Raw genomic sequence first — 12302 nt, forward strand, 5'->3', positions numbered from 1 at the left:
GCATCAAAAATTTAAATTAAATATTAAAACCATTTAAAAAAATTGTGCGGTTTTAATATTTTTTTATATTTTTCCACATTAAAAAACTTTTATATAAAATTGGGTTTAAAGATAAAATCTTTTTATACTTAAATATTTTATTTCGAATATTTAAATAAATTTTTGTAAGCTATTTTTTAATTAAAAAATATTTTAAAACTAAAAATGCAATGATAATTTATTTTTTTAAAAAATAAATAATTTATAATTGATAAATAAATATGAAAAAAACAGGTATTTTTAAAAATAATTTAGGTTATGGAAATGATCTTTTTGTTTATCAGGACAAAGAGATGTTTAATTATTCAGTTGATACAATTTTATTAGGTAATTTTGTTTCAATTAATCGCAATGTTTCAAATATTTTAGAAGTTGGAACTAATAACGCAGCATTATCTATTTTTATTGCTTCAAGGTCTAAAAAAATTAATATTGATGCAATTGAAATCCAACCTAAAGCTGTAAAATTAGCAAAGGAAAATGTTAAACTAAATAATCTACAAAATCAAATTAATATTATTGAAGCTGATTTTAAAGAATACGCAAAAGAATATGCTTATAAATGTGGAAATAAATTAGCTAAAAAATATTCATCAATTGTGGCTAATCCACCATATTATAATGAAAACTTTAATCAAGTAAGAAAAACTGGAACTCATGAGCAAAAACTAGCAACTCATGAAATTAATTTAAACTTAGAACAATTAGTATCTTTATCATCTAAAATTATTGAACAAAAAGGATATTTGACAATAGTTTTACCAATGGCCAGGTATATTGATTTAATTTGTTTATTAAGAAAATACAATTTTGAACCAAAAAGAGTTCAAATTGTTTATACAAGAATAAATTCATTACCTAAATTTTGCTTAGTTGAATCTCGTTTTAATTCTGGTTGAGGAACTTTTTTTGAAAAGAATATTTATTTACATAATGAAAATAAAAATGATCATTCATATTCTTTAGAAACTCAAAAACTTTATTATCCTAAAAAAGAAAGAGAAAAATAATTATGAATAAAAAAAATAAAACATTTTACATTACAACTCCAATTTATTATCCTAGTGGAAATTTACATATTGGGCATTTATTAACAACAACCTTAGCTTGAGTTTATAGAAATTTTAAAAGAAGTGAAGGCTATGAAACATTTTTTTCAACAGGTATTGATGAACATGGTCAAAAAATTCAAAAAAAAGCAGAAGAAAATAATTTAGCTCCTCAAGATTTTGTTGATATTCAATCAAATAAATTTACTGATTTATGAAATCTTTTAAAAATAGATTATGACTTTTATAGTAGAACAACAAACAAAAATCATGAAAAAACAATATTAGAAATTTTTAATAAGATGTATGAAAAAGGGTTTATTTTCAAAGATAAGTATTCTGGACTTTATTCAGTTAGCGATGAAGAATTTTTTACAAAGACACAAGCTATTTTAAAAGATGGAAAATTTTATCATCCAACTTCAGGTCACTTACTTCAAGAAATTGAGGAAGAAAGTTATTTTTTTAATATGAAAAAATTTGAACCGTGAATAATTTCATTTTTTGAAAATAATCCTGATTTTTTAACAAATAAAGCCATTGAAAAAGAATTAAAGAATAATTTTTTACTAAAAGGTTTAGAGAATCTATCAGTAACAAGAATTTCATTTGATTGAGGTATTAAAATTCCAAAAGATCAATATAAAGATAAAAAACAACATGTCATTTACGTTTGATTAGATGCACTTTTTAGTTACATAACTGCGTTAGGATATAATCAAAATAATAATGAAAATTACTTAAAGTTTTGAGAAAATGGTGATGAAAGAGTTCATTTATTAGCAAAAGAAATATCTCGTTTTCATTTGATATATTGACCTATTTTTCTTTCATCACTTGGAATTAAATTACCAACAAAAGAAGTAATTCATTCATGAATAATAACACCTGAAGGTAAGATGTCAAAATCTAAAGGAAATGTAATTGATCCGATTCCATTGATTGAGAAATATGGTGCTGAGGAAATTAAATATTTTTTTAGTTCACAGGTTAATATTGATTCTGATTTTTCATTTAGTGAAGAACTTTTAATTAATGTTTTAAACGCTGATTTATCTAATAATTTTGGTAATTTAGTTAATCGAAGTATAAAAATGATTAATCAGAATTTTAGTAATGGGACATTTTTTGATAAGAAAAATTTAGAGCAAATTGATTGAGATATTTTGAATTCATTACAAAAAAGTTATGATGAATATATTAATTTATTTAATGAATTTCATGCAGATAAAGCCTTTAAATTAGCTATTAATTTATCATCAAAATTAAATGAATATATTGATTTAACAAAACCTTGATTATTAAAAGAAAATTTAACAAGATTAAATTGTGTTTTAAATACATTGTTAAATGGTATTTATGTTATTAATTTAATGTTATCGAATGTTATGCCAAAAAAAACCTCAAAAATTCTTTTATTTTTAAAACAAAAAATTAATTCAAAAACAATGATAAATAACTTTAATAAGTTTGATAATTTAAATCCTGAAGCTAATGAAATTTTATTTGTAAGGATTGCAAAAAAATAATTTATTTAGTAATGTAATTTTAGGAAAATAAATATGAAAAAAATTAGAAAAATACTATTATTATCTCCTTTGTCTTTTGTTCCCGTTTTTTTTATTACTAGCTGTAAAAATGTTGAATCAGAATCATCTAAATATAAAATTAATTTAATTGAAAAAGTAAATAAATTGAAAAACGATTTATTAATTGCTAAACAAGAGTTAAATGATTCTTCATTTAATGAAATTAATACTGAAGTTGATAATTTATTAAAAAGTTTTGAAAATATTACTTTAGAAGAACAAAATAATATTTTTTTAAATAAATTAATTTCTGATTTAAATTTTAAATTAGAAGGAATTCAACAGCTTAAAATAAAAAACAAAATGACATCAACAACAAATAATCCGGAACCATTATTAAAAAAAGATATTGTAACACAAAAAGATAAAGATAATGGCAATAATAATTTGAATATCAATAGTCCAGTTTTACCTCCTAGCTTTTTACAAAATTTAAATAATAAAAAGCATGAATATCCTGACTATGTCAAAAACTTTAAAAAAATTGATGCTAATATAATATATAATGAAATTTATGATCGAACATTTTCAATTAAATTTGCTACAAAACACGCAAATGGTAATTTAATTTCTAATGATAAGGGAACTGGTTGATTACTTGATTATCATAAATATACAAATGCTCCTAACAAATATAAATTATTTATTGCTACAAATTTACATGTTATAAGTAATTTTAGTAATTCACTTGATGATAGTAAAAATAAAGAATTAAATTATTATGATCCAGTAAATGATAAAGTTATTGCTATTGGGTTAGGAAAATCCAAAAATAAACCAACTAATTTTGAACCAATTGCTAATAAAAACGGTGTACAAGAAGCTTTTAAAAATAACTGAATTCCAAAATATTATACAAATTCAAAAGAATTAGAAAATTATGATAAAAAAGAATCAATACTAGATACTGAAACTTCTGATGCAATTTCTGCTCCTAAAATTGTTTTTGCTGCATTTGATTTTATGAGAAAAGAAGCCATAGAAAAATATCAAAAAGATTTAAAAGAAAAAGCATTATCTAGATACGATTGATTAAAAAATCAAAACAAGCTAGAAGAAGATGTGCTTAAACCTGCATATGAACATTGATTAAAAAGTGATATGTATGTTCCAATTTCAATAGACATGGCTATTTTTGAAGTTGATGTTGATCTTACAAAAGCTAATTCAGAGCTCAAAAAATGAGTTGAAGATGCAATTAATGGCGTTGATTCATACATAAATCGATTACAAAATACTGCTTTATTACCAAATCAAGACAAAGAAATATCAAAATATATGTTAACAGTTGATTATGTATCTGCGTTTAAAAAATATAGAAATGAAAAAAATTTATACAACCTAAAAAATATTTTTATTGGTGGTTATCCTTCTGATGGTTCTAAAACTTCTTACTGAATGACAAATAATCCAATCGAAAGAGAATCAGAAACTTTAATCTCGTATAATAGTAATCCTGTTAATAGTAAAACTTTTGCCTATCCTTTAAATAATTATGAAAGTAAATTAGAGTTTGGAAATAATTTATCAATTGCTGATAATGTTTGAAGAAGAGTTATGGCTTCATGATATGGAAATCACTATAATATTAACTTCTCATCATTATATTACGGTGCTTCTGGCTCAATAGCTTATAATGAATTTGGACAAATGATTGGAATATATGATGCTGTTACAAGTTCAGTTACTCCAGGAGATTTATTACAATGATCTGGAATTGCCCCATTTATTCAATCAGATGACATTGAAAGTGCAACCGGTGATACATTATATGCATATAATTTAATTGATGGAACTGATCAAACTAAATTTAAAAATCAAAAAAATTCTTTTAGGCAAAATTTAAGAATTCTTTATCCAAATGGTTTTGAAGATGGAAATAATAAGACAAAATTATTTGAGAACGGATTCTAACATAAATTTTTATTACTTTTTTAAATTATTTAATTTTATTAATTTATATCATGTAAAACAAAATTTAATTAGTTTACATTTATTAATTATTTTTTGATAAAATAAACACATGAAATTTATTGATGAAGTTGATATATTAGTAATTGCTGGGAAAGGCGGAGATGGAATAATAAGTTTTCGTCGTGAAGCAAATGTTGATAAAGGTGGTCCAGACGGCGGGGATGGAGGAGACGGTGGGTCAGTTTATTTTCAAGGTGATTCTGGTCAAAATACTTTACTACCTTTTTATTATCAAAATAAAATTACTGCTGAGTCTGGAGAAAATGGTAAACCTAAAAATGCTTTCGGTCGAGGTGGTGAAGATTTAATCGTTAAAGTCCCATTAGGCACGATGGTGTATAAAGAAGGTCAATTAATAGCTGATATTATTTCTGAAGAAAAATATTTAATTGCTAAAGGTGGAAAAGGTGGAAAAGGTAATTTAAGATTTAAATCATCAAGAAATACAGCTCCTCGAATTTGCGAAAATGGTAATCTTGGTGAAAAATTTAATTTACATTTGACTTTAAAAGTTTTAGCTGATGTTGGATTCGTTGGAAAACCTAGTGCAGGAAAAAGTACAATTCTTTCTTTAATTTCAAATGCAAAACCAAAAATTGCTGATTATGATTTTACAACTCTTGTTCCCCAACTAGGATTAGTTAAATATTTTCAAAATAATTTTGTTGTTGCCGATTTACCGGGATTAATTAAAAAAGCTTCCGAGGGTCGAGGGCTAGGATTTAGATTTTTAAAACATATTGAAAGATGTAAAGTTATTTGTCATGTAATTGATTTTGGTTCAGAAAATAAAAATCCAATCGAAGATTATGAAGTTATTAATAACGAATTAAAAAGCTATAATCTAAAGTTAGAAAATTTGCCTCAAGTTGTAGTAGCTAATAAATCAGACTTACAGTTTTTTGAAGATCATTTATCTCAATTTAAAAATAAGTATCCGAATGTTAATTTAGTAACGAATTCAGCTTTTGTTGATTCTAATATAGATGAAATTAAGATGAATTTATGACAAGCTTTAGAAAATTCAAAAAATAATATCATTGATAATTTAAAAAACTCAGAAGAAGTTGTTGTAATTAAATTAAATAAAAATCCAATTGAAATTATTAAACTTTCTAATAACACTTATGAAATTATTGGTGATGATATTTATAAAGTATATGAAAAAATTCCTGTTGTATCATTGGATAATTTATGAAGATTTAATTCTAAATTAAAATCATTAGGAGTTTTTGAATTAATTAAGAATTCAAAAGTATCTGATGGTGATACTATAAAAATAAAAGATTATGAATTTATTTGAAATAGTGAAGATTTTTAAAAAAGTTTTTAACATTTAAAAAAAATAATATATAATAATATAGCATTGCAAATGCGAATGTAAAAAATTGCGTGGAGAAGTAGCTCAGCTTGGTAGAGCACTTGACTTGGGCTCAAGCGGTCGCAGGTTCGAATCCTGTCTTCTTCACCATTTATGGGGGGGTAGCTCACCTGGCCAGAGCGCCTGCCTTGCACGCAGGAGGTAGAGGGTTCGAGTCCCTTCCTCTCCACCATTATGGCACTGTAGCTCAGTTGGTTAGAGCGTCCGGTTCATACCCGGAAGGTCAAGAGTTCGACTCTCTTCGGTGCTACCATATGTTAGATACCCAATTGGGATATTTTCAAAGGACCCATAGCTCAATGGTTAGAGCAACCGGCTCATAACCGGTCGGTTACAGGTTCGAGTCCTGTTGGGTCCACCAGTGGGCAATTACCCAAGAGGCTGAAGGGAGCAGTCTTGAAAACTGCCAGGGGCTTCACGGCCCGCGGGGGTTCAAATCCCTCATTGCCCGCCATTATATAGCGGAGTAGAGCAGGCGGCAGCTCGTTGGGCTCATAACCCAAAGGTCATTGGTTCGATTCCAATCTCCGCAACCACGGTCCAGTGGTAAAGTGGTTTAATACGCTTCCCTGTCACGGAAGAGATCGCGGGTTCAATTCCCGTCTGGACCGCCATGGCTCTGTAGCTCAGTTGGTAGAGCAACGGACTGAAGCTCCGTGTGTCGCTGGTTCGATTCCTGCCGGAGCCACCATTTCAGAAATGACTTAACACCGAAAGGTGTTTTTTATTTTTTATGTTAAAAAATAGCTTTAAAATAAGTTTAAAATGTTATAATTTTAACCTATGAAACCAATAGATATTTTTATTCAAATATTTGGAGCTTTAGGAGCTATCACAACTATTTTATTAGGTGTGCCTCAATTAATAAGATTGATTAAAACCAAAAAGTCTGAAAACATAAATTATTTTTCATTTTGAATTTTTCATATCGGAATAATTGTTTGAATTATTTATGGTGTTTTTACTCCTAATGAAGATGGATGATATATTTTTCTAGCTAACTTATTTTGTTCATTTATTTATGCTTTTACAATGTTTTTTCTATATTATTACAATAAAAATATTAATAAAAAACAAAAAATGTGAGCTACTATTGCAATTGTTATTTCAGAATTTTTAGTTATTGCATTTTTAGTGGTGTTTTTATTATTAGTTGATCAAAAAATAAAAACTGGAAAATTTTATCCTGAAAATACAAACAAAATAAGAACATTTGATTCAACAACATCATTAATTATCGGATTAATCACACCGATATGTACAACCTTAGCATTTATGCCTCAATTAATTAAAGGATTAAAGAGCAAAAACTTTAAGGGTTTAACTCCTTGAATGCCATTTATATTTTTAATTAATAATTCATGGTGAATTATTTTCTTTAGTTTAAGTATAGCTAATACTTCTTCAAAAGGAGCTTTGAACGGTTTAATTGGAGCTCTTGTATGACAAATAATTTCATCAATTGTATATACAATTCAATTTTCATTTATTATTAATTACGAAACTAAAATAAAAAAACAAGCTACTCAACCAACCCTCGAAATTAAATAAAGCTAAAAGTTAGATTTATTTTTTTATCTAACTTTTAGTTATTTTTATTATATTAAATTAGTAACTTAGCAGCTTGTAAATATGCTCTTAATAAATTGCTTTTTCCTAATTCAATACCGCCAAAATATCGAACTATAACAATTAATTTATTTTCTAAGCTATTATTTTTTAAAAAAGAATATAAAGGTATACCAGCAACACCCTTAGGTTCTTTATCATCACTGTATCCATTAATAGTAACATCATTATTTTTAATTGTAAAAGCATAAACGATATGTCTTGCTTTTTTATGTTCTTTCCAAAGTGATTCAATAATATTTTTTACCTCTTCTTTTGAACCTATATCAAATAAAAAAGGAATAAATTTTGATTTCTTGATTTCAATAAACTTCACTTTAATATTATAACATTTGTTATAATTTTAAAATCATGTTAAAGCTAGTAGTTAATTATCCGGATAGAATTGATAAATATGTAACAAACAATTCAACCATTACAAGAAACGATATACAGCAACTTATTCAAGAAGGCGCTGTTTTTGTAAATAAAATTAAAATTAATAAAAATAAATTTATCGTTAAAGAAAACGATGAAATAGAAATTATAAAGGTAATTGAAAAGCAACAAAATATTGAAGAACAAAATATAGAAATTGATATTATTTATGAAAATGATGATTATATAATAATTAATAAGCCTTCAAATTTAGTAGTTCATCCTGCTCCAGGGCATCATGATAATACATTAGTTAATGGTTTAATGTATCATTTTAAGAATAATTTAAGTAATATTAATGGTTTACTTCGTTTAGGTGTTGTTCACCGTATTGATAAAGATACAAGTGGTCTTTTAATAATTGCTAAAAATAATGAAACTCATAATTATTTTGCTTCTTTATTAAAAGAACATAAAATTAATCGAACTTATTTAGCAATTGTTGATGGAAAAATACCAAATAAAAAAATTCATATTGATCTACCAATTGGAAGGGATTTTAAGAATCGACAAAAATACACAGTTACTGAACAAAATTCTAAAAATGCTTATACAATGATTGAGGTTTTAGAATACTTAAAAATTAATAATAAAGATAAAACTTTAGTTAAATGTAATTTAAAAACAGGAAGAACACATCAAATAAGAGTTCATTTAAAATATATTAATCATCCAGTATATGGCGATCCAATTTACAACAAAAAAGTAGATGAGTTTAATCAAAGATTACATGCAGTTGAACTAGATTTTATTGATAATAAAGGAAAAAAAATGCATTTTGAAGCGCCAATTCCTGAAATTATGAAAAAAGAAATTGAAGCTAGCAAATAAATTTATTTAATAGGCTATAATTTAATATAATTAATGTTTTCATTTAATTTATTTAAATTAAAACATAATTTAATTTTTTATTAAGGAGTAAAAAAAATGAGAGGAATTGATTTAAATTTATATAATAGTACCCAAGATTTATATGAAAAAAATAAAAAAAGATTTAAAATTTGATGAATTTTATTCACAACATTTTTAATTTCTATTGTTGTGTTTTTTTGTGCTGTATTTATTGAATATGCAATTAACAAAGTTTCTTACATTAATCAATATTTAATTTTAATTGGGGTTGAAAAGGTTGTAGATCCAGAAGGAGCAGTAAACACATTTTATACAAGAAATTTCATAACTTCGATATCATCGTTATTAATTTCTTTAGCAATGGTAATTTGGCATTCAATTTCATTGATTTCAGCAATGAAACAAAAAGATTATTCTAGATATTCAAATTGATTATCACTTATTTATAGCATTGTAATAACAGTTAATATTATTAACTTAATTTTTTCATCTAATAGATTTAAAATAGAATCATGAAATGTTTATAGTATCTTAAATATTGTTATAACTATTTTTATTATTGTTGGTTATTTTGTTTGTTATTTACCATGTTCAAAAATTATAAGATTATTTAAAACATTAAAGATGCATATTCAATTAAAACAAATCACAAGTTCTCCAATGAATGTTTTTGATTCGTTATTTAAAGAAAATATTCAAAGTCCAGAAATTTCGAATCCAGAAGATACAAATGACATTCAAAAAAGTAATTCAAAAGAAGATTTTACTTCTTTATATAAATCAAAATTAGAAACTTTAGATGACAAAAAACTTATTTTAATGGCTGAAAAATTAAATATTTTTGGAGCAAAAGAACTAAGTCGTCATGAATTAATTGAAAAAATTTCTTCTATTTTTGAAGAACGAGAAAAAAATCAAAAAGAAGAAACGAAAAAAAATAATGAAGAAAAAAAATCAGATGATTAACATTTGATTTTTATTATTAAAAAAATAACAAAGGAGTTATAAATGAATTTATTATTTTTAGAAATGGCTGAAAAAAGTTCAAAAGTAGTTCAAAAAACACAAAATAATACTTCATACTTTGCATATTCATTCATTTTAACTATTTTATTTATTATAAATATTTATTTTTTAATTAAATTTTTTATTGGATTTAAAAGAAGTATTGATAAAACTAAAAAAATTTTAGGTGAATTTTTAGTTAAAAAACATATTCAAGGTTTTAATATTAAAAATAATGCCTTTTTTAACATTATTATCATTAGTTTACTAATTATGACACAAATTGTTTTTTCAGCAGTTGTGTTTGTAAAAGTAAGACAAAATAATGAAACATCTTTTAAAACACTTTTTGCTCTCGGGTTTACAACAGGATCAATTTTGGCACTTTCATTTTTAATATTTACATTAATTCTTTATAAGATTAAATTTAATTATCCACAATACAACAAGAAAAGTGAAAGTGAAATATTTTCAGAAATAATTTCTCTTAAAGAATCTAAAAATAAAACCTTAAATTTAAATTTTCCTAAAAAAATAAACATAAATTATGACAATTTAAAAGGTTCAAATATTTTGTTGGCAAACTTATTGGTTAAATGGATATCAAATTATAATTCATTAGAAGAAAAGGAATTTAAAAAACAATATCATATATTTTTAAATCAATTATTTAAAATTAATTATTTTGAAGAAGTTGTAAATAAAATTTCAAATAATGAATTCAAAACTGCTCAAACATTAATTTCAGATAGCGTTTCAATTGATGAATCAATGAATTTAGATAAGATTGAAAAAGAAATTTTATGAATGGATAAAGTTGACAAAAAAGCTAAAATAATAAATGAAACAAAAGATTTAAGTAAACTTTCAAAAGAAGAATTTAATAAAAAATATGAAGAATATGTTTATGAATCAAGGATTAATGATCCAATTTATCAATCTACATCAAAAAATTCATGACTGTTTTATCGCGATTCAGAAACTGAGGACTTATTTTTCAATACAAGTTCTTTAATTAGTTATACAATTGATGATTTAGAAGTTGTTTATGAAAAAGAACTTCTTGAATTTTTAAAAGATTATAAAGAATTTTTAATATCAAAATTTTTATTAACTAAATCAATATAAAATAGAATTTTTAAGGTGTAAAAATGAAAAATATTACTAAACTTATTATTGCTTCAAGCCCAACAATAATTGCTATGCCAACTGTTGTTTCATGTGTTAAAATTGACGAAATTAAAAATACTATTTTAAATGTTTGAAAAGATTCTATTGTTGATTTTTTAGGAAATGTCGATGATTTTTTTATCGAAAGTAATGATCCTGAAGTAATTAAATTAAAACAAGATATTAGTGATCTTTTAAAAATGGTTAAAAATGAACAAATTGATGAAAAAAACAATATTGATGAATTTTCAAGAAAAGTTAAAGATAGATTTAAGGAATTATTTACTAAGTTTTATGAATTAAAAACTGAGAAAGTAACTTTATTTGAAAAATATTCAAAACTTTTTATTGATTTTTCAAAATGAATGTTAGAAACATTAAATCAACCTCAATATGTTAGTTTAGTTGCTGAAATTAAAGATTATTTAAACAAAAATACATTTAACACTAATTGAACAAATGATAAAATAACATCTGAAACTCAAAAATTTGAAAATTTTATTTTAGACATTAAGAAAAAAAGAAAAGAAATTGATAAATCTTTCAATAAAACATTAAATGGCTAATTGATGCCATTTTTTTAATTTTTAAAATAACAATAAATAAAAAAAATAAAAAAAATAAAAAACACCGGTTTAGTTGTTGTATAATTTATTAGTATTTTTTAGTGAAACTCATCAAATTTTTAAAATTTTTATAGTGGTAAATAAAAAATATTAAAGATATTAAAAAAATTATAATAAAAAATATGAAAGGAAAAATATGCCTACAGTTGCTCAATTAGTTAAACAAGGCCGTAAAGATAAAACATCTAAATCAAAAGCACCTGCTTTATTAAAAATGTATAACTCTTTACAAAAGAAAGAAAAAATCATTCCTGCGCCATTTAAACGTGGTGTATGTACTCGTGTGGCTACAATGACACCTAAAAAACCTAACTCAGCTATTCGTAAATATGCTCGTGTTAGATTATCAAATGGTCAAGAAGTTACAGCATATATTCCAGGAGAAGGACATAATTTACAAGAACACTCAGTTGTTTTAATTCGTGGTGGTAAGGTTAATGATTTACCTGGAGTTAGATATACAATCGTTCGTGGAACACAAGATGCTACTGGAGTTAATAATAGAAAACAAGCTCGTTCAGTATATGGAACAAAAAAACCAAAAAGTAATTAATTAAAAAGTTAGAAAGAA

At 24.4% G+C, this 12302-nt stretch carries 11 protein-coding genes and 8 tRNA genes; 18 read left to right on the top strand and 1 reads right to left on the bottom strand.

The features are described from left to right. Positions 1 to 260 precede the first annotated feature (260 nt). The 13 genes from MCAN360_RS02190 (at position 261) to MCAN360_RS05630 (ending at position 7583) form a co-directional block, all read left to right on the top strand. Positions 261 to 1049 carry a tRNA1(Val) (adenine(37)-N6)-methyltransferase gene (locus MCAN360_RS02190; RefSeq protein ID WP_045434063.1) on the top strand — a complete coding sequence of 263 codons (789 nt, stop codon included), beginning with the start codon at positions 261 to 263 and terminating at the stop codon, positions 1047 to 1049. A gap of 2 nt (positions 1050 to 1051) precedes the next feature. Beyond that, positions 1052 to 2617 carry a methionine--tRNA ligase gene (metG, locus tag MCAN360_RS02195; RefSeq protein ID WP_045434066.1) on the top strand — a complete coding sequence of 522 codons (1566 nt, stop codon included), beginning with the start codon at positions 1052 to 1054 and terminating at the stop codon, positions 2615 to 2617. 33 nt (positions 2618 to 2650) lie between these two features. Then, positions 2651 to 4591 carry an MIP family Ig-specific serine endopeptidase gene (locus MCAN360_RS05625; protein ID WP_045434069.1) on the top strand — a complete coding sequence of 647 codons (1941 nt, stop codon included), beginning with the start codon at positions 2651 to 2653 and terminating at the stop codon, positions 4589 to 4591. 109 nt (positions 4592 to 4700) lie between these two features. Then, a complete protein-coding gene (gene obgE / locus MCAN360_RS02205; RefSeq protein WP_045434071.1) occupies positions 4701 to 5972 on the top strand; it encodes a GTPase ObgE in 1272 nt (423 codons plus the stop codon). A gap of 73 nt (positions 5973 to 6045) precedes the next feature. Beyond that, positions 6046 to 6122: transfer RNA gene (locus MCAN360_RS02210), tRNA-Pro, on the top strand. 5 nt (positions 6123 to 6127) lie between these two features. Continuing rightward, a tRNA-Ala gene (locus tag MCAN360_RS02215) sits at positions 6128 to 6204 on the top strand. A gap of 4 nt (positions 6205 to 6208) precedes the next feature. After that, positions 6209 to 6285 (top strand) — tRNA-Met (locus tag MCAN360_RS02220). Between the two features lie 32 nt (positions 6286 to 6317). Next, a tRNA-Ile gene (locus MCAN360_RS02225) sits at positions 6318 to 6393 on the top strand. 2 nt (positions 6394 to 6395) lie between these two features. Next, positions 6396 to 6486, top strand: a tRNA-Ser gene (locus tag MCAN360_RS02230). Between the two features lie 6 nt (positions 6487 to 6492). Then, positions 6493 to 6568, top strand: a tRNA-Met gene (locus MCAN360_RS02235). Position 6569: 1 nt separating this feature from the next. Beyond that, a tRNA-Asp gene (locus MCAN360_RS02240) sits at positions 6570 to 6646 on the top strand. Position 6647: 1 nt separating this feature from the next. Continuing rightward, a tRNA-Phe gene (locus MCAN360_RS02245) sits at positions 6648 to 6723 on the top strand. A 92-nt stretch (positions 6724 to 6815) separates the two neighbouring features. Continuing rightward, positions 6816 to 7583: a SemiSWEET family transporter gene (locus tag MCAN360_RS05630; RefSeq protein ID WP_045434074.1), complete on the top strand. Its 768-nt coding sequence runs from the start codon at positions 6816 to 6818 to the stop codon at positions 7581 to 7583. 52 nt (positions 7584 to 7635) lie between these two features. Here the strand turns inward: MCAN360_RS05630 and MCAN360_RS02255 are convergent, their stop codons facing one another. Continuing rightward, positions 7636 to 7977 (bottom strand): YigZ family protein, encoded by a 342-nt coding sequence (locus tag MCAN360_RS02255; RefSeq protein ID WP_052461474.1) that lies wholly within the window; start codon positions 7975 to 7977, stop codon positions 7636 to 7638. Between the two features lie 35 nt (positions 7978 to 8012). On the opposite strand from MCAN360_RS02255, the gene MCAN360_RS02260 reads away from it, so the two are divergent. From MCAN360_RS02260 to rpsL, 5 genes are all read left to right on the top strand, one after another. Next, on the top strand, positions 8013 to 8909 hold the full coding sequence (locus MCAN360_RS02260; RefSeq protein WP_045434078.1) for an RluA family pseudouridine synthase: 897 nt from the start codon (positions 8013 to 8015) through the stop codon (positions 8907 to 8909). A 96-nt stretch (positions 8910 to 9005) separates the two neighbouring features. Next, positions 9006 to 9896 (top strand): hypothetical protein, encoded by an 891-nt coding sequence (locus MCAN360_RS05635; protein ID WP_045434080.1) that lies wholly within the window; start codon positions 9006 to 9008, stop codon positions 9894 to 9896. Positions 9897 to 9938: 42 nt separating this feature from the next. Beyond that, the gene (locus MCAN360_RS02270; protein WP_045434082.1) at positions 9939 to 11063 is read left to right on the top strand and encodes a hypothetical protein; all 1125 of its coding nucleotides are present in this window, start codon (positions 9939 to 9941) and stop codon (positions 11061 to 11063) included. 23 nt (positions 11064 to 11086) lie between these two features. After that, positions 11087 to 11671, top strand: a complete 585-nt coding sequence (locus MCAN360_RS05640; RefSeq protein WP_045434085.1) for a hypothetical protein — start codon at positions 11087 to 11089, stop codon at positions 11669 to 11671. A gap of 196 nt (positions 11672 to 11867) precedes the next feature. Next, entirely contained in the window at positions 11868 to 12284 is a 417-nt protein-coding gene (gene rpsL / locus MCAN360_RS02280; RefSeq protein WP_045434087.1) for a 30S ribosomal protein S12, read from the top strand. The last annotated feature ends 18 nt before the right edge of the window (positions 12285 to 12302 follow it).

Origin of the sequence: Metamycoplasma canadense (assembly GCF_000828855.1) — a bacterium.
Classification (GTDB): domain Bacteria; phylum Bacillota_I; class Bacilli_A; order Mycoplasmatales; family Metamycoplasmataceae; genus Metamycoplasma; species Metamycoplasma canadense.